18 protein-coding genes are annotated in these 23586 nt (G+C 39.7%); 9 read left to right on the top strand and 9 right to left on the bottom strand.

Features of this window, described 5'->3' with window-relative positions:
• Nucleotides 1-145 precede the first annotated feature (145 nt).
• The 4 genes from B3P16_RS13905 to B3P16_RS13890 all read right to left on the bottom strand — a co-directional run bounded on the left by B3P16_RS13905 (nucleotide 146) and on the right by B3P16_RS13890 (nucleotide 3370).
• Nucleotides 146-277 carry a hypothetical protein gene (locus B3P16_RS13905; protein WP_286752778.1) on the bottom strand — a complete coding sequence of 44 codons (132 nt, stop codon included), beginning with the start codon at nucleotides 275-277 and terminating at the stop codon, nucleotides 146-148.
• 2 nt (nucleotides 278-279) lie between these two features.
• Nucleotides 280-864 carry a hypothetical protein gene (locus tag B3P16_RS13900; RefSeq protein WP_070561391.1) on the bottom strand — a complete coding sequence of 195 codons (585 nt, stop codon included), beginning with the start codon at nucleotides 862-864 and terminating at the stop codon, nucleotides 280-282.
• A 137-nt stretch (nucleotides 865-1001) separates the two neighbouring features.
• Nucleotides 1002-2294 (bottom strand): HAD-IB family phosphatase, encoded by a 1293-nt coding sequence (locus B3P16_RS13895; RefSeq protein ID WP_070561389.1) that lies wholly within the window; start codon nucleotides 2292-2294, stop codon nucleotides 1002-1004.
• 104 nt (nucleotides 2295-2398) lie between these two features.
• Nucleotides 2399-3370 carry an NAD-dependent epimerase/dehydratase family protein gene (locus B3P16_RS13890; protein WP_286843316.1) on the bottom strand — a complete coding sequence of 324 codons (972 nt, stop codon included), beginning with the start codon at nucleotides 3368-3370 and terminating at the stop codon, nucleotides 2399-2401.
• Between the two features lie 191 nt (nucleotides 3371-3561).
• On the opposite strand from B3P16_RS13890, the gene B3P16_RS13885 reads away from it, so the two are divergent.
• Nucleotides 3562-4749, top strand: a complete 1188-nt coding sequence (locus tag B3P16_RS13885; protein WP_070561385.1) for a formimidoylglutamase — start codon at nucleotides 3562-3564, stop codon at nucleotides 4747-4749.
• A 222-nt stretch (nucleotides 4750-4971) separates the two neighbouring features.
• Nucleotides 4972-6294 (top strand): DNA recombination protein RmuC, encoded by a 1323-nt coding sequence (rmuC, locus tag B3P16_RS13880; protein ID WP_286843314.1) that lies wholly within the window; start codon nucleotides 4972-4974, stop codon nucleotides 6292-6294.
• 106 nt (nucleotides 6295-6400) lie between these two features.
• Here rmuC and B3P16_RS13875 read toward each other — a convergent pair whose 3' ends face one another.
• Complete coding sequence (locus tag B3P16_RS13875; RefSeq protein WP_286843313.1) at nucleotides 6401-7477, bottom strand: DUF4407 domain-containing protein; 1077 nt, start codon at nucleotides 7475-7477, stop codon at nucleotides 6401-6403.
• A 170-nt stretch (nucleotides 7478-7647) separates the two neighbouring features.
• Between B3P16_RS13875 and B3P16_RS13870 the strand changes: the two genes are divergently transcribed.
• Both B3P16_RS13870 and B3P16_RS13865 read left to right on the top strand, forming a co-directional pair.
• Entirely contained in the window at nucleotides 7648-9759 is a 2112-nt protein-coding gene (locus B3P16_RS13870; RefSeq protein ID WP_286752774.1) for a M3 family metallopeptidase, read from the top strand.
• A 127-nt stretch (nucleotides 9760-9886) separates the two neighbouring features.
• The gene (locus B3P16_RS13865; RefSeq protein WP_070561379.1) at nucleotides 9887-10207 is read left to right on the top strand and encodes a hypothetical protein; all 321 of its coding nucleotides are present in this window, start codon (nucleotides 9887-9889) and stop codon (nucleotides 10205-10207) included.
• A gap of 140 nt (nucleotides 10208-10347) precedes the next feature.
• Here the strand turns inward: B3P16_RS13865 and B3P16_RS13860 are convergent, their stop codons facing one another.
• Nucleotides 10348-11733 carry a nucleotide sugar dehydrogenase gene (locus tag B3P16_RS13860; protein WP_286752773.1) on the bottom strand — a complete coding sequence of 462 codons (1386 nt, stop codon included), beginning with the start codon at nucleotides 11731-11733 and terminating at the stop codon, nucleotides 10348-10350.
• 226 nt (nucleotides 11734-11959) lie between these two features.
• Here B3P16_RS13860 and dnaG point away from each other — a divergent pair, with 226 nt between their 5' ends.
• The 3 genes from dnaG to B3P16_RS13845 are packed head-to-tail and all read left to right on the top strand — an operon-like array spanning nucleotide 11960 to nucleotide 15387.
• Nucleotides 11960-13963, top strand: a complete 2004-nt coding sequence (gene dnaG / locus B3P16_RS13855) for a DNA primase (protein WP_286843311.1) — start codon at nucleotides 11960-11962, stop codon at nucleotides 13961-13963.
• A gap of 8 nt (nucleotides 13964-13971) precedes the next feature.
• A complete protein-coding gene (locus B3P16_RS13850) occupies nucleotides 13972-14328 on the top strand; it encodes a YraN family protein (protein ID WP_286843310.1) in 357 nt (118 codons plus the stop codon).
• A 30-nt stretch (nucleotides 14329-14358) separates the two neighbouring features.
• The gene (locus tag B3P16_RS13845) at nucleotides 14359-15387 is read left to right on the top strand and encodes a glutaminyl-peptide cyclotransferase (RefSeq protein ID WP_286843309.1); all 1029 of its coding nucleotides are present in this window, start codon (nucleotides 14359-14361) and stop codon (nucleotides 15385-15387) included.
• Between the two features lie 548 nt (nucleotides 15388-15935).
• Here the strand turns inward: B3P16_RS13845 and B3P16_RS13840 are convergent.
• On the bottom strand, nucleotides 15936-16958 hold the full coding sequence (locus B3P16_RS13840; protein ID WP_046672697.1) for a Kelch repeat-containing protein: 1023 nt from the start codon (nucleotides 16956-16958) through the stop codon (nucleotides 15936-15938).
• 3 nt (nucleotides 16959-16961) lie between these two features.
• Nucleotides 16962-18329, bottom strand: a complete 1368-nt coding sequence (locus B3P16_RS13835) for a DUF4270 family protein (RefSeq protein ID WP_201640011.1) — start codon at nucleotides 18327-18329, stop codon at nucleotides 16962-16964.
• Nucleotides 18330-18448: 119 nt separating this feature from the next.
• Here B3P16_RS13835 and B3P16_RS13830 point away from each other — a divergent pair, with 119 nt between their 5' ends.
• Nucleotides 18449-19885, top strand: coding sequence for a sensor histidine kinase (locus B3P16_RS13830; RefSeq protein ID WP_286843308.1), 1437 nt, complete (start codon nucleotides 18449-18451; stop codon nucleotides 19883-19885).
• A 121-nt stretch (nucleotides 19886-20006) separates the two neighbouring features.
• Entirely contained in the window at nucleotides 20007-20681 is a 675-nt protein-coding gene (locus B3P16_RS13825) for a response regulator transcription factor (RefSeq protein WP_070561365.1), read from the top strand.
• Nucleotides 20682-20728: 47 nt separating this feature from the next.
• On the opposite strand, the gene B3P16_RS13820 is transcribed toward B3P16_RS13825, so the two are convergent.
• Nucleotides 20729-23470 carry an outer membrane beta-barrel protein gene (locus B3P16_RS13820; protein ID WP_286843307.1) on the bottom strand — a complete coding sequence of 914 codons (2742 nt, stop codon included), beginning with the start codon at nucleotides 23468-23470 and terminating at the stop codon, nucleotides 20729-20731.
• Nucleotides 23471-23586: the final 116 nt, after the last annotated feature.

The following is a 23586-nucleotide window of genomic DNA, read 5'->3' as shown; positions in this document are numbered from 1 at the left end:
GAATAAGTGCGAATTTAACGAAATAGTATCAAGTATCGGGTATGAAGTACTAAATTTTTTGGTAAAAAAATAGCTGACTTGCTCGTTAAGAAGGAGATGACTTTGTGAAGCTCAAAAGCTATAATAGATGAATCTGTGCAGGGGCTTATTTCGCGAGGTAAAAAGTATAGGCAAAAGCGAGCAACACCAATAAGGTGGCCAGGTAAATTAATTTATATTGCTCATAAGCTGTAACATGAAAGGATCCAATTTTAACGCGATTTTTGCTATTTCTCATAACTAATTTAGGTCGAGGTCAATCTTCTGTTCACTAATATAGCTTTTAAGTGTTGTATTACCAAAAGCATCCAGTGTATTTTGAAAATCTTCCCGATAGTCAAATTGAAAGTCTTCATGAAGTTTACTGTATTTGCCCACCGCATGCTTGATACGCCCTGTTATATATTTATGTAATTTATGGGCAGCAGACTGATAGGAGGAGGCGAAAAGCCTGTCGTAATCAGCGATGGCTCTCTTTAGGATATAGCATCTGAATTCTACTTCACTGATTTTATCCTTCGTGACTTTTTCGTGCTCATTCACTAAACCGCTTGCTTGTTTGATAAGCTTGCTAAGCGCAATAAAATTACTGTGTTGTGGCGTATTACCAATTTGACTCAAACCACTATCGAACAATTGTTGCAGCTGCTTTCGTAGTTTTTCAATACGTTCCTCTAAATCCTCCGCATTCTCCAATAATTGGAAATGCAATTGCTTGATCAGCATTTTGTCCTTGCTTATCAGGCGTACGAGGAGTTTGTCTTTTTCCTTTTGGGGTAGGTCAAGGACAGCTTTCTTTAGTTCGGCATCTTGATGTAAGGACATAATCTGTGTGTTTTAGTGTAAAGAGAGTTATTGAGCGAAAATTCAGGCACGCTGTCAGTGTGCCCGAATAAATTGCTCGTTTCATCAGCCGGAGTTTATGTACGCAATAGCTGCCCCACATTTACCGTCGCTTGCTATTAATACAATATTCTGAACTTAATTGTATTGTCGATCTGTTTGAGTTGTTTCAATAGATCTTTATCATATTCACCTTGTATATCGGTTACCGCATAGCCAATGTCACTTTTGGTCATTAGAAATTGTGCAACGATATTGATGTTATTTTGGGCATAGACCTTATTAATCTGAGCCATAATTCCGGGAACATTTTGGTGGATATGCAGCAATCTTGTGACCTGTTTTACTTTTGGTAAAATTAGATTTGGGAAGTTGCGACTTAAATAAGTATCACCATTGTTGATAAAATCGGCCATTCGACGCGGAATAAACTCTGAATTTTTCTTTTTATTTTTCTTGTCGTCGAAAACGACAATACCTTTTGCATTGCAGATATCCTTATTGATATGCCCTTTGATATCGCCCAAATATCCGATTGTTTTTAATTTGTCGGCCTGTTGAAGCTGTTCATCACTGATGTCGATATTGTCGCCCAAGAGCAGCATCCCTACATCCTTTACATACTTTTCTTCGAATGTATCTTTTGTGCGGATAGAAAAACCGTCTCTTTTTAAGATATGAGCCGCTATTTCTGGTACATCTCCCACGATCAAACAAAGGATACGATTTTTAGGATAAGAGATGGCACGGGGCAGATCATTTACATATAAGAACTCATCAAAACTAGGTGTGATGAAGTCTGCTTTCTCAGTGACACTTTTACGTTGGATATTCTCTGTGAATGCAAAGAATTTTTCAATTAATCCCGATTCCTTCAGTTGAAAATCTGAATAACCGTCACCAATGCCAAACAGTCTTCCTTCAATATTTAATTGTTTTAATAATTGCACTTTTCCACCTTCATTTGATAATGGATTCTCTTCGTCAAAACCGATAATATTACCGTCTTCATCAAATCTGAATGTATTGGCATAGATATTTTCGGTCTTGATATGATACGGTGTAACAACAGGTGTAATAAACTCCTTAAAACCTCCTGAAACGATCCATGCGGTGTCGGCGTGTTTCTTGAAAAATTCACGATTTCGGGAAAAAGAGGTTGAAACTTTTTTCTTAAGATGTGAAACAAGTTTATCTAGATGAGATTTATTGGCATTTAATAGTTTTACGCGACCAGCCAAAGCCTCACGGAAAGATAGTTTACCCTCCATGGCAAGATTGGTGTACCGCTCAATTTCGTGATAGATAGATTCGCGATCCGGATGGTTCTCAAGAGAGATTCGTGCAAGTTCATCAAGTGCCTCTACTTGTGTAAATGTACTATCAAAATCAATGATGTAATAGTTTTTCATCTTGTTATTTTTTTATGAAACGATCGTGAGAGTGCTGAATGCTAATCTCCGATATCGGTAGGTGCCGATGGTTTCAAGGTTCGGTTGTTTGTTATGTTATCGTTTTATTGTTTGTTATATAAATCTGCAATTTCCTTCAGCGTTTGTTCCAAAGGCCGATAACTGTGGTTTAGGAGCCTCTGGATTTTAGCGTTGGAATACTGCAATTTGGCACTTGAAGCCGCCGCTGTTTCCTTTGTCAATGTTGAATCCGATTTTTTAAATACGGAAAGCATGCTGGAAACAGTAGAGGCAATTTGGAGTAAGGTCTCGGAAACTTCGATTGTCGGTTCTGGCTTGTTCATTAATACACTTGCAACGCTCAACAGATCCTTGTTGCTTATATTGAGATGATTAATGATATAGCGTTCAGCAGTAATATCGTCTCGCTCCATCAATTGAATCATGATCGCGGCAACATCTTCTACATCAACAACACCAACACTTCCTTTTGGGTAAAATCGTAGCCCTTTATTGATCATCGAAAAAATAGCTCCAGAGCCTTTGTCGTTGGCCGAAGCACCTAAAATTACGGCGGGGTTGACAATTACTGCACTTAAACCTTCGGTAATGCCACGCCATACCTCCATCTCCGCCTGATATTTTGACAACGAATAGTTGGATGTCAGTGAATTGTGCTCCCAGTGGTCTTTCTCGGATACCGGCAGGTTGTCTCTATTTGTCCCTAAAGCTGCGATTGAGCTGACATGGAGTAAGCGAATGCCCTTTTCAAGGCAAAGATTGACCACATTTGTCGTTCCTTCCACATTCACTTTAAAAAGCGCTTTAGCATCTTTCTTTTGGTAGGAAACCAATGCTGCACAATGGAAAACTTTAGTAACGCCTTCAAGAGCATCTTCTAATTCAAAATAATTGTTGATATCAGCGTCGATCCATTGCACCAACGAAGAAGATAACAACGAGGCCGGAATAGTCGATTGAGCTCTTTTGATGGCTATGACGTCAATTCCTTGGTCTATCAACTGTCTGATTAGTGTAGACCCTAAAAAACCTGTTCCTCCAGTTATTAATATCACTTGATAAAGATACTGTTAAAAATAATGTTTTCAAAAGTTAGTTAATAAATGGATATTTGTGTGAATTGCATCCTGAAAAAACCTTCATGCTTTCGCGGGTATCAAATACCATGAAAGTCAAGGTAGATTCTTTCAGTCCAATTAAAACAGTCGCTTTCAGAACAAATAGGAGATTTTACAAATTATAGCTTATGTCATCACTGTCCGTATTCTTTAGCCCGATTTCAATTACAGGTTTTGCTCCTGAGCATGGGTTCTTGAGTTCTCAACTAGGAAACGTTATTCAAGCCTATGAAACAGATTTTCCGAGCTGGGAAACGGATAAACAGCCTCAGTTGGCTATTGTCGGTGTGGAGGAAGATCGTGCATCCATCAATAATAATGGAACGGATAAAGCGCCGGATGCTGTTCGAAAACATCTTTATGCACTATATCAGGGCGATTATACGATGAATATAGTTGATTTGGGAAATATCAAAGCAGGTAATACGATTCAAGATACCTATATCGCTTTAAAATCTGTCGTGGAGGAACTGGTCAAAGAGAATATTCTTCCGATTATCATTGGCGGTGGACAGGACCTTACCTATGCACAATATTTGGGGTATCAAAATTTAGAACGAAAGATCGAGCTAGCGATTATAGATGCTCGGTTTGACCTTGATGAGGAGAACGCCGAAAATGTAAGCCTGAATTCCCGATCTTATGTGAACCATATTATTTTGCATCAGCCTGACTATTTATTCAATTTAAATGCCATAGCCTATCAAACTTACCTCGTCAGTAAAGAGTCTATCCATATGTATGATAAACTATTTTTTAATGCAACACGAGTCGGTATGATTGCGGGTAAAATGGACCAATCAGAGCCTTTGATCCGAGCAGCGGATTTGATTAGTTTTGACATAGGAGCCATTCGGGCCTCTGAGGCGCCTGGAAATGCCAATGCAATGCCCAATGGTTTATTTGGCGATGAAGCTTGTCAACTTGCCCGTTATGCGGGGATGTCGGATAAATGTTCTTCCATCGGTTTTTATGAATTCAATCCAACATTTGATCCAATGGAACAGACGGCTATGTTGGTCTCGCAAATGATTTGGTGCTTTATTGATGGTTATTATAATCGGAAACAAGATACGCCGTTGTATCCCAAATCATCTTATATCATTTATCGCACCACACTGGAAAACGAGGAGCATGAATTGGTCTTTGTGAAAAGTAAAAAATCAGACCGCTGGTGGATTCAAGTGCCTTATTTTGGATCTAAATCAGTCAACGAACGCTATTACCTCGTGCCTTGCCGTTATGAAGACTATCAATTGGCTGTCTCAGGTGAAATGCCCGATCTATGGTGGAAAACACACCAAAAATTGCAATAAAGCTTCGTTGAACGGTACATTGCTCTGATTCTGCTTCGATGGCGAAGCGGATGATGCACCTTGTAAATTGACAACAGCTTGCCAACTGACTACAGACTTTTTATAAGTGTTTTTAGTCGTGCAGATCCATTAAGTTTGAGATGTTATAGGTTTAATTAAATGCAATGATGGTTAAACAGACCTGCTCAGGTAAGCATACACCATCTTCAGAAAATACAAATCATGGAAATATTTTTCTTTGCGGGAATCGTATTGTTATTGGTCATTTTGATCGTATTGGTATTAAAAAAGAATACCGATTCCAGTGCTGGTCCTGCATACAATAAAGAGGTTGAAACACTAAAAATTGAGCTTGCCAGATCGCAACAGCGGGAACAAAGTTTGCTGGAAGAACGCCTTATGCTAAAAAATGAATTGGATAAGGAACGGGAGAATCTTCTGGTCGCAGAGCGGTCTTTAGAAAGTACACGTTCATTTTATGAGGCGCAGCTCGATAAATTTCAGGAACAGAAGAATGAAATCGCCGAGATTAAACGGCAGTTCAACAATGAGTTTCAGGTTATTGCCAATAAAATATTGGAAGAGAAGACACAAAAGTTTACAGAGACCAATCATCGTTCCCTGGGGTTGATTTTGGACCCATTGAAGGAAAAAATCAAATTGTTTGAAGAGAAAGTCGATAAAAATTACAATCAGGAGGCAGCGGAAAGAAATTCTTTAAAGGGAGTTGTCCTTCAGCTGGTCGAACAGAGTCTTAAAATTAAAGACGAAGCCAATAGCCTAACAAAGGCATTAAAAGGGGATACCAAAAAGCAAGGCAATTGGGGCGAGGTAATTTTAGAGCGGGTCCTGGAGCGTTCTGGACTGATGCGCGATCGCGAATTTAGATTACAGGTGTCTCTTATGGATGCCGAAGGAAGAAGAATGCAGCCCGACGCGATTATCGACCTTCCTGAAGATAAACACCTGATTGTGGATTCAAAAGTTTCGCTGATTGCGTACGAACGTTGGGTCAACGCCGACACGGATGAGGATCGTGCAATTTTCGCAAAACAACACGTACAGTCTGTGGAAAATCACGTGAAAGAACTTTCCGCAAAAAACTACCACGAGTTGTATGGTATAGAATCGCCAGAATTTGTATTGCTATTTATGCCCATAGAATCGGCTTTGAGTATGTCTGTGGCGCAAAAACCGGATTTGTTTAGTGAGGCTTGGGATCGAAAAGTCGTTATTGTAAGTCCTTCTACATTATTGGCAACCCTGCGTACCATAGCAAGTATCTGGAAACAGGAACGTCAGACCAGGAATGTAATTGAAATAGCAAAGGAAGCGGGGAGCCTTTACGATAAATTTGTGAACTTTCTGAACGATATGGAGCAGGTGCAGAATCAGTTGGAGCGCGCATTAAAAAGCCATGAAGATGCAACTAAAAAACTTTCTACAGGAGCTGGGAATGTGATTGGAAAAGTAGAGAAATTAAAACGTTTAGGAGCTAAAGCAAATAAACAGATCGATTCCAAATTTTTAGATGAGGAAGATTAAAGATGAGGAAGATTAACAAAAACGGACTTGCCGAAAGGTAAGCCCGTCTATAATTTTTAGCTTCGAAATGCAAAACCTGCTTTGCTAACTTCTGCTAGCGGTTCTACTAAAGCTCTTTCATGCGCTTATTGATGGAAACATCAACATACGTATCCTTTAAACGGTCTACGGCTTCTTTTTGAACAGTGACATTGGTGTCTGATTCATAATCATGAATAGTCCTTTGATTTTGGATTTCATTATCATAAGGATCCTTTCCTGCCAAAAGTTTGACGATTACCGGAAGACATTCGAGGAAGACAAAAAGCAACGCAATAAAAAATACAGCATTTGCATTGGACTCGTTAACCTTTCCATCGGCATCGTACCTTAGATTGCCCAGCGCAGAGTTGCGGTCTGCAAAACCAGCGACATTGACGGCGCTGTCCAAAGAAGCGTTGGATAAAACTTTTTGGTCCAATATCCCTTCAAATTTCTGTTTCTGGCGTATAGCGTTTTGCTGGGTCGTTATCTTGTTCCGTAAAGTGTCCAAATAGCCCTCTTTTTTCTTCAGCTCTTCTTCTTTCATTTTGGCATAAGGGCCATACCCCATGACACCGGACGTTTCAGTTGTTTTGTTACCGAATATCTCGTAGTTCAATTTTGTACGGTCATTTTTAATGCTGGATTCCAATGAGTCACGTTCTGTCGTGGTTGCTTTCAAAAGTGCAACTTCATTGGCATATTTCTTATTGAAAGTACTGTTGAGCGTGTCAATTTTAGCGCGTTGGTCGGCAAGAAACCGTACACGGAGGTTTTCCCGGATCTCTTTATCGAAGATTTTTAACTCCAATGGCCTAGAGATAACCAACCCGATCAAAATAGCCAATAAAATTCGCGGCAGGGCCTGCAGAAGCTGCATAAAGCCACTTTTGGATTTATTAATACTGAGCACAATATAGCGATCCATGTTAAATATCGCTAAACCCCAAATAATACCAAATACAATAGCTAAAAGCCAGTCAAATGTTCCCCCACTAAAGACGAAATACATGGCATAACCACCCGAAAGGCTGGCAAACAATCCCGTAAAAAAAATAGTAGCACCTATGGCTGTGTACTTACTATGTTCTTCCGGATATTTTTCAAGAGTTTCTTGATGTACCCCCGCACATCTCCAAAAGAAACGGTTAATATCGCTCATTAATATATTTTTACTCAAATTGACAGATTATTTTTAACAAGATTTATGAATAAGTTTTTGTTTTACAATAGGATGACTGTTTTCATGCTCCTTTGTAACGCCTCCCCCAGAAGACACAGCATTTGCCTAATTTTATTATCTTTGAAAAAAATCAGGAATAATCAGATAATATGAAGAAAAGACAACTTTTGCCATTCTTTGCGATAGTGGCAACTGCATTTGTTGGTTGTGAGGAAAAAAAAGTGATGACAGATAATCCTCTTTTATTGGCTTACGAAACCCCATTTAATGTACCACCTTTTGACAAGATCAAAACAGAGCATTTTAGGCCAGCGTTTGATGAAGCAATAAAAATACACAATTTGGAAATTGACACAATAGTCAACAATTCGGATAAAGCAACATTTCAAAATACGATAGTCGCCTTAGAAAATGCGGGTGGATTACTGAATAATGTATCAACTGTATTTTATAATCTCAATAGTGCCAATACGAATGACAGTATTCAGGCAATAGCGAAAGATCTGGCCCCCATCTTATCGAGTCATTCGGATGAAATCTCGATGAATACCAAATTATTCGACCGTATCAAAACAGTTTGGAGCAGCCGAAATACACTTGGACTGGACGAACAGGATAATAAACTGTTAGAAGAAACCTATAAGAGTTTTGTTCGTTCTGGCGCAAATCTAAAGGATGCGGATAAAGAAAAAATGAAAAAAATTAATGCTGAACTTTCAACATTAACAACACAATTCGGACAAAATTTGCTTGCTGAAACCAATGCTTATACATTGGTTGTTGATTCCGCGAGCCAATTGGAAGGCTTGCCGGAATCGTTGAAAACGGCAGCAGCTGAAGAAGCCTTAGCAAAAGGAAAGAAAGACAAATGGGTCTTTACCTTACAGAATCCGTCCATTATGCCCTTTCTTCAGTATGCAAAAAATCGTGAGTTGAGAAAACAGCTTTGGGAAGCCTATCAGTTGCGTGGCAATCAAGATAACACCAACGATAACAAGGCAATTATTCAAAAAATTGTTAATCTCCGTCTTCAAAAAGCAAAATTATTGGGTTATTCTTCACATGCAGCTTATGTACTCGAGGAATCCATGGCGAAGAATCCGACCAATGTCTATGCACTGTTAAATAAACTTTGGACTCCAGCACTTGCTAAAGCGAAAGGCGAGGAGGCTGATATCGCACAGGAAATTAAAGCTGAAGGCGGCAATTTTGCTGTCGCTCCTTACGATTGGAGATATTATACAGAGATTATTCGCAAAAAACGTTTTGCATTGAATGAAGACGAAATTAAACCTTATTTGAGTCTTCCGGCAGTTCGTGAAGGAGCATTCGGCGTCGCCAATAAATTATATGGTTTGACATTCGTAGCCTTAAACAATGTCCCAACCTACCATAAAGACGTAGAAGTGTATGAAGTTAAAGACAAAGACGGTTCACATTTAGGTCTCTTATACGCTGATTTTTTCCCGCGCGAATCAAAAAGAGGCGGTGCCTGGATGACTTCTTATCGTAATCAGTCGACAAAAGATGGAAAACGTGTTGCTCCGGTAATTTCCATCGTATGCAATTTCACAAAACCAGTGGGAAAAAATCCTGCCTTGTTGACATTTGATGAAGCAACTACCTTGTTCCATGAGTTTGGACATGCGTTGCATGGTCTTCTTTCCAATGTAAGATACCGCTCAATGGCCGGAACTTCTGTACCACGTGACTTTGTTGAGTTACCTTCACAGGTGATGGAAAATTGGGCAGCAGATCCAGAGGTATTAAAAACATATGCTAAGCATTATAAGACGAAAGAAGCGATGCCAGATTCATTGATTCAGAAAATGGAAAAGGCCGGTACCTTTGATCAAGGATTTGCAACCGTTGAATACCTTTCTGCTGCGTTGTTAGACATGGATTATCATGCTACCACAAAAGAAATTTCAAAAGATATTAATGGCTTTGAAAAAACGGCAATGAAAAAAATAGGTATTATTGATGCTATTATTCCGCGCTATAGAAGTACATATTTTCAACATATTTTCGCAGGTGGGTATTCTGCAGGTTATTATGCTTATATCTGGTCTGAAGTATTGGATTCGGATGCTTTTGCAGCTTTCAAGGAAAAATCATTGTACGATCAAGTGACAGCAGATTCTTTCCGTAAGAATATTCTTGAAAAAGGAGGTACAGATGATCCTGCTAAGATGTACCGTACGTTTAGAGGTGCGGATCCAGATCCAAAATATCTATTGAAAAAGAGAGGTTTGAACTAATACTCACTAATCAAAAAAAGGCGATATAGAAATATATCGCCTTTTTTTTGTTCAGGTACTTGTTATTCTAAAAACTATTCTTACATTTGAATATTATTTATAATGAGTCTAAATAAATAAAGATGCTATGTGTGACACAAAAATTCTAAGCCAAAGAGGAGATACCCATATTAGTGTTTGCCATAAGTGTCAGACCTATTATATCTGGCAACAAAGTTTTGTACTGACATTTACGAAGAAAAAATTCTTCGACTTCTTGAATATTACGAAAAGTAATGGTGATGAACTCTTTTTTAGCACATTTCCAGATGGTGAATTTCGATTGATCATGAAAACACCTTATCCAGATATCGTATTTTCATTTGACGAAGAACAATGGCAGAATTTCAGAGATGCGCTCCAAGAATCTTATTACATGAATGAGTTTTATGGAATGCTGAATAATTAAGATAAAAAGTCCTGTTGCATCGCTTGTGTTTCATCTCTCTTTCCTTATGCGTTGACAACAGGCACAAACAAAACCCTCAGTTATAGCTGCATAAGTGTACGCAACTGTATCCTGAGGGTTCTTTTTTACCTATATATTGATTACTCGCCTATCGCGTAATATTTAAAATCAAGGTCTTCAAGTTCCTTACGGTTCAATAGTTTACGGCCATCGAACACAAATGCAGGCTTTTTCATGTGCTCCTTGATTTTGGCCCAGTCATAGTTCTTAAATTCATCCCATTCAGTCAATACTGCAATTGCATGTGCATCATTGCAAGCCTCATAGGCGGTATTGACCACCTTTACCAAGGCCCTGTTTTCTTCCGAAGATCGGGTATTCAGATAATCGAGGTCGGCATAGATGCGTTCAGCAGAAACTTTGGGGTCATAGACCGTGATTTCAGCTTGTTCACTCAATAGATAATCAGCCACATAGATCGCTGCAGATTCACGGGTATCATTCGTGTCTTTTTTGAATGCCCAGCCTAAGAAAGCAATCTTTTTGCCCGATACAGTATTATACAATGTTTGGATAATGTTGTCCGCAAATCGCTGTTTTTGATAATCATTCATCAAAATCACCTGATCCCAATACTCGGCAACCTCTGTGAGACCGTAACTCCGTGCGATATAAACTAAATTGAGGATATCTTTTTGAAAACAAGAGCCTCCAAAACCTACAGAAGCTTTCAGAAATTTGGATCCAATTCTGGAATCCATACCGATTGCCTTGGAGACTTCATCGACGTTCGCGCCTGTTTTCTCGCATAGTGCCGAGATGGAATTAATGGAGGAGACGCGTTGTGCTAAAAAGGCATTTGCGGTTAGTTTTGACAGTTCAGACGACCAAAGGTTTGTTGTGAGAATCTTGTCGCGACTTACCCAATGTGCATAGATATCGACCAATGCAGCAATAGCTTCATCATTCTCTCCACCTATAAGCACGCGGTCCGGATTGATTAAATCCTGTATCGCTGTTCCTTCAGCCAAAAATTCAGGGTTGGAAAGAATATGGAAATTAACACCATTACCCGTGTTATCCAGGATACTTTTTAAAGCTGCCGCTGTGCGAACGGGTAAAGTCGATTTTTCAACGACAATTTTGTCGTTTTTGGCAACCGCTGCGATCTGCCGTGCACAAAGTTCAATATACTTTAAGTCCGCAGCCATCCCCTTGCCTTTTCCGTAATTCTTAGTCGGTGTATTGACCGAAATAAAAATCATGTCGGCCTCGTCGATAGCTTTTTCGATATCGGTTGAGAAAAACAAATTGCGATGACGCGCTTCCGCAACAATCTCTTGTAAACCGGGTTCGTATACAGGAAGGTTGTCGAGATTTTCATCATTCCAAGCCGCGATACGGGCTGCATTGACGTCGACGATCGTAATCTCAATATGTGGACATTGCTTTGCAACAACTGACATGGTAGGTCCACCAACATAACCAGCACCGATACAGCATATTTTCTTGATTGTTTTGCTCATTTTGATTATCTTAATCAGCTATAAATTGAAGAACAAACTTAGATAAATTGCTTTTGATATGCAATACAAAGCACAGCATATCAAAACAATTTATTTATAGGAGCTGGCTCATCACTTGTTCTGCTTTCTATTTGGATAATTGCCCTTATGCAATGCTATTAAAGAAGCCATTTCGTAGTGGAGATGCAAAAGATTTATTCTAATTTTACATTAAAAAAGAAACGTTTTGATAAAGCAGGAAGTTATTGATAAGGTACTGGAAACAGCACGGATAGAGGAGGTGGTGGGAGACTTCGTGGATTTAAAGAAACGGGGAACTTCTTTGATCGGAAATTGTCCTTTTCACCATGAAAAGACACCCTCCTTCCACGTTTCTGTTTCGAAGGGCATCTATAAGTGTTTTGGTTGTGGTGTCGGTGGGGATTCCCTTAAATTCGTCATGGAACTGGAAAAGTTCTCATACCCCGAAGCCATTCGTTATTTAGCCGATAAATATTCCATTCAAATTGAAGAAGTTGAGCGTTCTCCAGCCCAGCTTGCCGCGCAGGATAAACGGGAAAGTCTATATGTGCTAAGCGCTTGGGCCAGTAAATTCTTCGCCGAGCAACTCTGGAAAACTGAAATGGGGCAGGTGATCGGACTCAACTATTTCAAGGAGCGCGGCTACCGTGAGGATATCATCAAAAAATTTGAATTGGGTTATTCGCCTGAGGAATGGACGGCATTGGTCGATAAAGCACAGTTAGCGGGTTTTCACCCAGATTATTTGGCCGCGAGTGGTTTGGCTATTGAACGCGATGATAAATCTTTATATGATCGTTTCCGTGGCCGGGTCATGTTTCCGATTCATAACCTGACAGGACGTGTCATTGGCTTTGGTGGTCGGACACTAAAGACCGACAAAAAAGTCGCCAAATATGTAAACTCTCCTGAAAGCGAAATCTACCATAAATCCGATGTACTGTATGGATTGAATTTTGCCAAAAAAGCAATTATGGAAGAGGATAATTGCTACTTGGTAGAGGGGTATGCAGATGTTCTTTCGGTACATCAAGCTGGAGTCGAAAATGTTGTTTCCTCCTCGGGAACTTCGTTGACAACAGGTCAGATCAAGCTTATTTCCAGATTCACCAAAAATGTGACCATACTGTATGATGGGGATGAAGCGGGGATCAAAGCCTCCCTACGAGGTACAGATATGCTGCTCGAAGAAGGCTTAAACGTGAAGGTGCTGCTTTTTCCCGACGGTAATGATCCCGACTCTTACGTGCAAAAGTTTGGTGCCACGGCTTTTAAAGATTATGTCAAATCCAATCAGCAGGACTTCATTTTCTACAAAACGAATATTCTGCTTCGCGATGCCAATAACGATCCCATAAAAAGGGCCGAGGTTATTCGCGATGTGGTCGAAAGTATTGCATTGATTCCCGATGAAATTAAGGTTTCTGTTTTTATCCGCGAATGTAGCAGCCTTTTGGATATCGAAGAGCGTATTTTGTTGGCTGAACTCAACAAGATTAGGCTCAATAGAGCAAAGAAGGCGGATAAGGATGCTGCTCGTAAAACTCAGAGTCCGCCGCCAAATACAGGGATGCCCCCTTTCGGAATGGACGGGCCACCGCCGGATTTCTTTATGACAGATGATGAAAGGGCGGGATTACCTCCCATAGAGTCTGTAGAACAGCCTGCACAGCTGACTTCGGAAATTCTCCAGGAACGTGAGATCGTCCGAATTTTAATCAACTATGGTGATTATCTGGCAACCTGGGAAGGTGACGGTGATATTCCAGTTGCAGGATTGCTATTGGGAAATATCAGCGACATTGAATTTAAGGATAAAGCTGCGGCTTATATTTTAAACGTCTATAGAGAAGCTGCGGAAAAATACGAAATTCCAGATACGAAACAATTCTATTCAAACTCTGACCCTGCTATAGCAGATTTGGCGATCAATTGCGTTGCCAGTAAATATTCGCTCAGCGAAAATTGGAATGACGATAAGCGTAAAATTTATGTAACGCAAGAATACGAACATCTAAAACAACTTGTCGTTACAGCGATCTATCGGATCAAGAAACGTAAGATCGAAGCAGAAATGCATCATATTCGCGAAGAAATGAAACATGAACAAGATGTGGCCAACCTGGAAGTCCTTATTTTTAAATATCAAAAATTAAAAGAAGCCGAACGTCTATTAGGCGGCTTTCTGGGCAACACTATTGTAAAGTAATCTTTGATATGGCAAAGCATCTTGAAACGGGCGAATGGGGCGAGCAAATGGCCATGGAATACCTCGTCAAGATAGGCTATAAAATAGTGTTAAGAAATTGGCGATTTAAGAATTTAGAAGTAGATTTGATTGTCGTGGACAAGAATACCTTGGTATTTGTTGAAGTAAAAACGCGGTCGGGAACGGATTTCGGCGAACCTTACGAATTTGTGGATCGCAAAAAACAGCGTCTACTGATTCGTGCAGCTCAGGCTTATATTCTTAAAACAGGTTATGTCGGTGAAGTCAGATTTGATGTTGTCGCAATAACAAAATCTCCCAAAACAGCACTCAATCATATCAAAGATGCGTTTTGGGATAGTTGAGGATACGTACTTATAAATAACTATACATAGATGAGAAAAATAACTTATTTTATGGCAATTGCAGCACTAGCTTTTGCTTCTTGTAAGTCAAAAAAATCAAGTTTGGAATTTGCCTCTCCTGGAGCAAATCAAGCTGTTTTAAAAGGTGCTCAGGTCCAATTGAAATTGAAATTTGAATCTGTATCAATGGACTCTGTGGCTTATTTTGTAGATGATAAACATGTAGGGTCATCAACAGATACAACGGCAATTACGGTTGATACCAAAGACATGGCCTATGGTACACGTAATATTTCCGCCCTGGTATACAATGCTGGAAAACCCGATTCTGTTTCAAGTACATTTTATGTTGTACCTGAAAATGCGAAGAACTATGGTTTTGAGGTTGTCAACAAATACCCGCACGATACCACAGCTTTTACACAAGGGCTACAGTTTGCGGATGGTATTCTCTACGAATCCAATGGCCGTTATGGAGAGTCCAACTTGAGAAAGGTCGATCTAAAAACAGGCAAAGTACTACAGGAGATCAAATTTGATGAAAAGACTTTTGCCGAAGGAATGACATTGGTAGGTAATAAGTTATTTATGTTAACTTGGCAACAGGGAGAAGGATATGTCTTTGATAAAAACTCTTTTGTCAAGGAAAATTCCTTTAAATATGAAAATAGTAAAGAAGGTTGGGGCTTGACCTACGATGGGCAGCATTTGATAAAGTCTGACGGATCCAATAAATTGTTCTTTTTAGATGCAACGACCGGTAAAGAGCTAAATGCTATCGGAGTTTACGATGAAGCTGGACCAGTGGATGAACTTAATGAACTGGAGTATATAGACGGCAAAGTCTACGCAAATGTCTATCAAAAAGATGTTATTGTTATTATCAATCCTCAAACAGGAGCGGTAGAAGGACGGATTAATCTTGTCGGTATCTATGAGCATACTTCCGCTTATGACAATGAATTGAATGGAATTGCTTACGACCAAGCTGGAAAACGTCTTTTTATAACAGGGAAGTTATGGAATACATTATTTGAGATCAAGACAGTTGAAAAATAAATGAACTTCAAGTCTTGATCCTTCTTCGTAAGGTCGACAGTATTGCAAGTTCGTGTAAAATTAGAAGGGGTTATTCAAAAGATTGGATAACCCCTTTTTCATGCAACTTTATACGTATTCCGATGCCACATCATTTTAGAGATTCAATTCTCAAGGGGTTTGATTTGGCTTTTTGGGCATTTTCTTTTTTATTGGCCCCATCCTTTTTTGAAGTATGGATGTTATCGTATGAGGCATGCAATTCAATCTTTTGTATAATGACACCTCAAGGGCTGAGACAGATTGCTTTTAGAACTGTATGGAGCGAATGAAACATTATGGCGAGCAGATCTCCGGGAGCGTGCCTCTCTAATAAAGAAGAGCAGAGTTTACCCGACATCAATATAGCTGATGGTTATATGCTATTATTGATGGCTGATTTCGCTAGAGTAGGCAGTTATAAAAGGAAACTAGAAATTCTTTTCAGCCAATAGAAGCAAAATAGTTGAAGCAAAAAAAGGGATGAAGTTTGAAACTCCATCCCTTTTTTTATATTGATTTTATTTCGATTAATAAATCGGAGTAAACATCCAAGTATCGTCAAAACGAGATGAACCGTTAAGTCCAGTCGTGATGTAACCGTTGTTTCCTACAGCGAAACCAACAGCATCTTGGCGTGCTGAACCAGCGAAAGCGCCGTTATCATTCGTCCAGTAGTCACCAGAAATATTATATTTCCATGTACTGTTGATTACTGCATTTTTGTAACCACCAACAACGAATGGCGTACCATTGATTGCGAAAGCAGAAGCATTTGAACGAGTCAAATCGTAAGTATATGAATTATCAGCTCTATTGATATCGTTCAATTTAGTCCATTTGCTACCATCAAATTTATAGAAATCTTTTGGGTAAGAACCGTTAGAAATACCACCACCTACATAAGCTACATTGTTAACAACAAAAGAGAAAGCTGCCTTTCTTTTCGCTGAAAAAGGAGCATCACTGATTGCTTGCCATGTATTCGCCGCAGGATCATATTTGTAGAACTCATTGGTATTTGTTGTTCCACCACTAACGACAGTTTCACCTGTTCCAACATAAGCCGCACCGTTTAAAGTAAAAGCGACTGCATTAGACAAAGCAATAGGAAGTGGAGCAATGCTTGACCAAGCACCTTTTCCGCCGTTAGCTGTAGGGTCAAATTTGTAGAAATCTGTTAGGTTGTTTGTTCCATCATTTCCACCACCAACATAACCGACATTACCAATGGAAAAACCGATGGCACCGTTTCTCTCAACACCTGTGAAAGGTGCTTTTTCAGCCCAAGTATCTGATGCTGCGTCATACGCATACGTGTCTTTCACGCGGAATGGTTTACCACCAGCGTTACTTGCTAGACCAGTAGTGACATATGCAACGTTATTTATCAAAAAGCTAGCAGCAGATGAAGTTTGTGGCCCTTTAAAAGCAGCTTTTGCAAACCATTCATCTGATTTGGTTGTGCTGTCGTCACTTTTTTTACAAGAAGAGATAGTTGTAACTGTAAATACAAAAGCTAATAAAACGAGTAGCCAATTTTTCTTGTTCATAAATTATTGAAATTTAGTATAAAGGATGTTTAATTTAATTTTCGGATCATTTTCATTATCTTTTGCCAATATTAATCTATTTCCAGTTGAAAACAAACCCGATGTTGGTAAAGATAGATATAATGAAGTATTATTGTATGCTGTTGTTTTAATTTTTGTCAAATATTCAATCAAATTGAATGTATAAGTACCATTAGAACCAAAATCATTGCCGCGCACTAATGTCGCCTGTTGCGTTGTTGTCGAATATGGAGACGTTAACAAACTGATCGGATTCCCATTATTACTTGCCACCATTAAAACCAAACTTTGAGGCTGATCAAAAATACTTGCGGCGCCATTAGGGACTTCAATGACAAGCTCTGCCTTATTAATCGCAATGGATGGATTGTTCACCAATTCTAATAACGTTGGAAACTCAATTTTTGCTACAACACCAGTTGAGCCCTCTAAAAATACATTTCCATCAGTTTGTTGACTCGCAAGTTGAGGATTTTTTAAGGTCAACGGTGCAAATTTTGTTGCAGAGCGATCCGCTTCAATTTGATTGTACTGGTAAGCTTTGTTGTCAATGGAAAAATATTGTTTGCCAACAGATTTTGTACCTTCATTATTCAGGAATGAATAATGGACCTGTAAAAATACAGTGTCTTTGAATCCAATAACTGCCGTATTGCTATTGTCAGGGACAAGTGCCAATCCTTTGAAATACTCTTGGAAACTTGTACTATTTTGAATCCGGTTGTCATTATTTTTGATCATTGTAAACAACTCATTGCTAATGCTGTTGTTGAATCTAAAAAATAAAGAATCTGCCGATTGTATACGCGGTTTAAAGGAAAGTTGTGCCAATGGCGTATTTTCATAAGCAAACTTTTGTTTACTGAATATTGCCGCAGAAGTGACAAAAACAGGACGTTCATCAACAGGTTTGGTTAAATCAATCTGTGTTTGCGTAATTTCTTCTGTGACACGGTGTACTGCTATCTTTTGTACTTTCGTTGTATCACCGTAAAAATATTTGTTTGGCTTTAATACCAAGGTCACAGAATCCAAGGTAGCATCGTCAGGTATAGAAGCATTACTTATCGTTCCTACTCCTAGGCGCATATAGGCGGTAGACTTCATACTACCCGTAACAGCATTGCTATTCTTTCCTACGAGCATTGTTCCAGTAGCAGAAGTCGGAATATCGTCCAATTGATAAGTCGAAACTTTGGCGGAAACCGTATCAATTGGTACTAAACCGATTGTTTCATCTCTTGAACTATCCAATGAGAGCGAAATGTCTTTATTACAACCAACAAAAGCGGCCAATGTAAAAAGTGGAAGTAAAAGTTGAATACTACGTCTCTTAAAGTCTTTAATCATATTAATTTTTGAATAGTGCAAAAGTAATCAATGCGAACTGTTAATCAGTGTTATATTTTGTTAAATATGGTTAATTACCACAGCGATTGCAAATCTAGTAATTTAAATTTGTTTTAGTTATGGGTAGAAGATTTAAATTACTGATCAGTTTGATCGTTTTAATAGGGGCAGGAATTACTGTAGTGCTAGGCTTTTGGCTTTATGGAAGTTATACCAATCGTCGCGACCTGTTCCTTTCTACCGCAGAGCGTTCACTCTTCAATGCTGTTCAGGAGGCATACCAAGCGCGTAATGGTGATCGGAAGTTAGATGGCCCCGAGGCTGATCGGAATCGCCTCCTCCAAGATGTAAAACGAGAGCTTCTGGGCTTATTGCCAGCTACTGAACTCGATAAGGCTTTACAACGTGTAAGCGCCGAACGGCCTAAAAACGAGCGATTTGATCGCGAGATCCACAGTAGGCGGGAGAAAATGTTTCCCAAAGACCGCGAAGGGCAAGGCGCAATTATCCCGCCCTTTCTGTTCCGGGACTTTGAGATGAACAAAGCTAATCTGGATTTGATCGAAAGGAAGTTTAAAGAATCCCTGAACAATAAGAGCATAGCAGTACCATTTGAAATGGCTATTGTCACGATTCCACACGATCAAATCAAAGATGTACGACGCAAATACCGCGAAGCAAATCTTGCTTGGACGAGACCCATGATGGTTAATCCCATAAAAAATGAATTTCTTGTTATCAAGTTTCAGGAGGATTGGAAGTATTTGCTGTATAGCTTAAGTTGGCAGCTGTTGATCTCACTGCTTTTGATTGGACTGCTGCTTGGGACATTCTTCTATTTGATGAAAACCATTCTCAACCAAAATAAGATGGCCGAGCTGCGTAAGAACTTTGTCGATAACATGACGCATGAACTAAAAACACCGGTTTCCACTGTGATGGCAGCTATAGAAGCGATACAGTTGTATGGTGTACAGGATGACCGGGAAAAGATGAATCGTTATCTGAATATCTCCAAAAAAGAACTGGAGCATCTGTCCAATATGATTGAAAAAGTGCTTCAGATGGATATTGATGCAACGAGAGGGATTGTGCTGCAGCGTTCTGATTTTGATCTTGTCGCGATGGTGAAAGGAGCCATTGAAGTTGCGCAGCTGAATAAGGCCAAGCAAGTGGACTTTAAGCTCATTGCCGTTCCAAGTGAGATAAGGATCAATGGCGATGAAGCCCACTTAAAAAATGTGATCAATAATTTACTGGAAAACGCGATAAAATATGCTGGACAGCACGTTTATATCGAGGTAGAAGTGAAGGAAATGAAAGAAAATGTCCATATTCGTATTACAGATAATGGTAACGGAATATCCGCAGAATACCATAATCAAATCTTTGATATGTTCTTTCGGGTTCCTTCCGGTAATCTGCACGATGTGAAGGGTTTTGGCTTGGGGCTTGCTTATGTCAAGCAGGTTGTAAAAAGGCACGAGGGCAAGATCACAGTGGACAGTGAGCTGGAAAAAGGGAGTACCTTTAATATCCGATTACCTTACAAATAAAAAGCAATATTTATATTTCAGAAAGAAAGTAGGGCCGTTTATCGGACAGTAATTAGGCTGATTTATCCTAAAGATTTCTTAGAAACAAAGCCGAAATATATTTTGATTGAATGACAACGCTATGATTGAAATTTTATATGTAGAAGATGAGCCAAGTCTTGGGATGATCGTTGCCGATAGCCTGGAGGCGAATGGATTTAATGTCACCCATTGTAGCAATGGTCATGAAGCCTTGGAAGCATTTACAGCGGCTCGGCCGGATATTTTGGTCGTAGATGTCATGATGCCCGTCATGGATGGCTTTACATTGGCAACAAAAATACGCGAATCAGACACGCAGATACCCATTATCTTCTTGACGGCCAAAGTGCAGACAGAGGATGTTGTAAAGGGATTTCGTTTGGGCGGAGACGATTACGTCAAAAAACCGTTTAAGATTGAAGAATTGGTTGTGCGGATAGAGTCCCTGTTAAAAAATAGCCCCAAAATGCTGTTCGGCCAAAAGCTAATGATAGGAGACTATAGCCTCGATAGCCTAAAACATCAGTTGACCTATCAAGGTGAGGTGCTTAAGCTGTCTTTCCGTGAAAGTGAACTGCTGCGGAAGTTATACGAACAAAAAGATAAGGTCATCCCACGCGAGGATATCATGCGTGCCTATTGGAGTCATGATAAATATTTTACGGGACGAAGCTTGGATGTGTTTATCAGCCGGATACGAAAATACCTCAGTCAGGATGACCGCATCAAGATTACCAATGTCAGAGGAGTTGGCTATATGCTTACTGTTGATTGATTGATTGATTGATCGGAGTGTTCCACGTGGATTGGCAATGGTGCATATTAACGACGGGTTTTCATTTCTCCTTTTCTGCCGAGTCCCCGAATATGGTAGGTAAAACTTAATATGGCGTAGCGTGTTATTGCATTTGATTGGGATACACGTACCCAAAGATCATTGACCTGCTGATTGATGTTTTTATTGTCATTAAATAGATCAAATACCGTGAGATTGATCTCGGCATTCCTACGTTTGAACAATTTCTTGCCGATAGAGACATTCCACAACAAACTTGTCGTACTTGGTGAATTCAGGATGCTGCCATTGTAAAGGTAGTTGAACGTTGAATTGAGCGTCCAAGTTTTTAATAAAGTCAATGCAATGGAATTACCAATGGTATGTTTATAGACCGAATAATTCGATTTTTCGCTGGCTGAGTTCTTGGAGAAGGCGATGTTTCCATTGTAATCCAGTCCGATAATGACATCCTTACTGAATGCCGTGTTTACACCGACCCGTTGACTCAGGCCGTACGTTTGCGCATTGACCTTTTCGAGATTCAATAAGGTGTAATTCTGGTTGAAATAGAGGTTATTGTTTAGGTTGAAGTTAAGTTTCCATGGTTCAAGGCGGTATCCAAGGCTATTTTGCCATTTGAGATTATAGACCCCATTGAAATTTTCGGGCCTGATGTATTGCCCACCAGGCCCGAGTATAACATCCGCTGCGATCGTAAATGCTGAATCTGTGGTGAAAATGGTATTGGAGATTTTATGTTCAATAAAATCTGCTGTAATGTCAGAGGTGAAACTTCTGCCCGAGCCTTTATTGATCGATCTAAATTGTACCACAAGGTTATGGTCATATTCTTGCTTAAGATCCGGATTTCCCGAGCTAATGCGTAGTGGATTTTGATTGTCTATAAAATCTTGCAATTGCTCGATGGAAGGGGTATTTGTCTTTGCATTATACCGAAACTCGACCCGAGTATCCTTATTGAAATTATATTGGAAGTTGAGGTTAGGTAGTAGGCTATTGAAGCGGCTTTTTGTGGTCAGTATATTCGGAAACAATTTATCATTGACCTGTGAAGCCGTCTGATAATCTAAACCAATCTGAAATCTTATGCTATCCTTTTTGTTAAATAAGTAGGAAACCCCACCACTATGGTAAACAAAATCATTCCGGAATTCATTGGAAAGACGATTTTTTAATTCCCCTAGCTGGCCTGTTTCGGCCAGAAATTCATAGGTCCTGCGGTCCGAATAGCGTGCCGTATTCCGAAAAGTATAATTCTCTTGCAACCGGGAATACTTACCGAGCATCTCGGTATAGGCTATCTTTGAGCGAAAGCCGTTATTGTCACCCATGGTATAGTTCCTATTGTTGACGGTGTCGACCCGGCTGAATAAGCCCTCTTTATAATAGGAGTTTAGTGCAAAATTTTCCGCATGACTCTTGTTGCTGTTAAATGAGCCATTGAAATTAAAACTGATCGTGCGCCCAGGTTTGTTGAGTCTCCGCATGTAAGTTAGGTCTCCGCCCCAGTTGAAGTTTTCTCCAAAGCTCTTATTCCTACGGTCGGAACTATTCAGCATTTCTGCTAGATTTAACAAGGTATTGCCTGTGGAACTTGTATTCCTATCGTTACTTTGATAGGAGAAATTAGGCTGAAAGTCCAGTTTCTGAATCGAATCTATCTTCCAGTTTGCGCGGATAGATAAAGCATGATTGTTGCCGTAAGTACTGTTTAATTGATCTTGATTGTTGATTTGGTTGGCCCGGTTACCTGCCGTATATTCTGTTTTATTTTGGCTGACGATGTTATTGTCCGTATAGTTGTAGGTATAATTCGCATTGAAGTCCATGCGGTCATCGAAAAAGCGATCCAAGTAGTTGAAACCGGCGTTAAAGCGCGTCGTCACCCCTTGTCCGGTACGTCCTCTGGTGTTTCCGCGGGTCGCAAAACCATTGGGCTGATTAACATTGTTGGTATTGATGTCAATTGAATATTGCCGTTTGGGGTTCATTTTGGTTACCTGTGTATTGACGGCATATTTTCGGTCGGGACCCGCACCTCCGGAGAGCTTGCCAAAATAGGATTTTCTTTTATCAGGCTTGGTGACAATATTGATCACTTTCATGCGTTTTCCATCGTCAAAACCACTAAACTTGGCCTGCTCGGTTTTGTCATCGATAATTTGGATCTTGGCGATAACATCGGCCGGAAGGTTTTTTAGAGCAACCTTAGGATCGGTACTAAAAAACTCCCGACCATCAATAATAATCTTATTGACAGGTTCGCCCTGCGCTTTTACATTGCCATCTTCATCAATTTCAACACCAGGAATCTGTTTGACCAATTCGTCAGCATCTGCAAAATCCTGCGTGATATATTTCTTGGTGTCAAACTCCAGCGTATCTCCTTTAACCTGTATACTGCTCGAAGAAATGTTAATTTCATCCAGTACAATCTCGGCATTAGTGAGTTTAAACATTAAATCGATTGTTTGCCCGATTAGTTTTACACGCCGAAGATCCATGCTGTATCCCATCGGCTGTGTACTGACCAAATAATCTCCGTTGGGAAGTGTACTGCTGCTGAATCTGCCCAAAATGTCTGTCGGAACCTGGACTTTACTGGAATCTTTTACCGCTATAATGGTGATGCTTGCACCTCTGATAGGCTGCGAAGTCGTATTGTCAAGCAGCTTGCCCGTAATATACTGTTGGGCTTGCCCGTTTTTCCCCAATAGCGATAAGCAGATAGAAAAGAACAAAATGGGCCAAAGTTTGATCTTCATCGGTCGAGGTGCAAATGTGTTTTAATGTGTTGTTGACGGTTATATAATTTTATTTCCCAAAAATATGGCACTATTTGTTACGAATTATTATCATTTTAGTTACAATAACCCCAAGT

Source organism: Sphingobacterium sp. UBA7631 (assembly GCF_002483935.1).
In the GTDB taxonomy this organism is placed as follows: Bacteria; Bacteroidota; Bacteroidia; order Sphingobacteriales; family Sphingobacteriaceae; genus Sphingobacterium; species Sphingobacterium multivorum.
Note: the sequence above shows the minus strand (reverse complement) of the source record. Positions and strands in the feature narration are given on the sequence as shown.

Bases quoted from the DNA above. Each gene is read 5' to 3' on its own strand.
- B3P16_RS13905 (WP_286752778.1), bottom strand. From the start codon at position 277: ATGAGAAATAGCAAAAATCGCGTTAAAATTGGATCCTTTCATGTTACA.
- B3P16_RS13900 (WP_070561391.1), bottom strand. From the start codon at position 864: ATGTCCTTACATCAAGATGCCGAACTAAAGAAAGCTGTCCTTGACCTA.
- B3P16_RS13895 (WP_070561389.1), bottom strand. From the start codon at position 2,294: ATGAAAAACTATTACATCATTGATTTTGATAGTACATTTACACAAGTA.
- B3P16_RS13885 (WP_070561385.1), top strand. From the start codon at position 3,562: ATGTCATCACTGTCCGTATTCTTTAGCCCGATTTCAATTACAGGTTTT.
- rmuC (WP_286843314.1), top strand. From the start codon at position 4,972: ATGGAAATATTTTTCTTTGCGGGAATCGTATTGTTATTGGTCATTTTG.
- B3P16_RS13875 (WP_286843313.1), bottom strand. From the start codon at position 7,477: ATGAGCGATATTAACCGTTTCTTTTGGAGATGTGCGGGGGTACATCAA.
- B3P16_RS13870 (WP_286752774.1), top strand. From the start codon at position 7,648: ATGAAGAAAAGACAACTTTTGCCATTCTTTGCGATAGTGGCAACTGCA.
- B3P16_RS13865 (WP_070561379.1), top strand. From the start codon at position 9,887: ATGTGTGACACAAAAATTCTAAGCCAAAGAGGAGATACCCATATTAGT.
- B3P16_RS13860 (WP_286752773.1), bottom strand. From the start codon at position 11,733: ATGAGCAAAACAATCAAGAAAATATGCTGTATCGGTGCTGGTTATGTT.
- B3P16_RS13850 (WP_286843310.1), top strand. From the start codon at position 13,972: ATGGCAAAGCATCTTGAAACGGGCGAATGGGGCGAGCAAATGGCCATG.
- B3P16_RS13845 (WP_286843309.1), top strand. From the start codon at position 14,359: ATGAGAAAAATAACTTATTTTATGGCAATTGCAGCACTAGCTTTTGCT.
- B3P16_RS13840 (WP_046672697.1), bottom strand. From the start codon at position 16,958: ATGAACAAGAAAAATTGGCTACTCGTTTTATTAGCTTTTGTATTTACA.
- B3P16_RS13835 (WP_201640011.1), bottom strand. From the start codon at position 18,329: ATGATTAAAGACTTTAAGAGACGTAGTATTCAACTTTTACTTCCACTT.
- B3P16_RS13830 (WP_286843308.1), top strand. From the start codon at position 18,449: ATGGGTAGAAGATTTAAATTACTGATCAGTTTGATCGTTTTAATAGGG.
- B3P16_RS13825 (WP_070561365.1), top strand. From the start codon at position 20,007: ATGATTGAAATTTTATATGTAGAAGATGAGCCAAGTCTTGGGATGATC.
- B3P16_RS13820 (WP_286843307.1), bottom strand. From the start codon at position 23,470: ATGAAGATCAAACTTTGGCCCATTTTGTTCTTTTCTATCTGCTTATCG.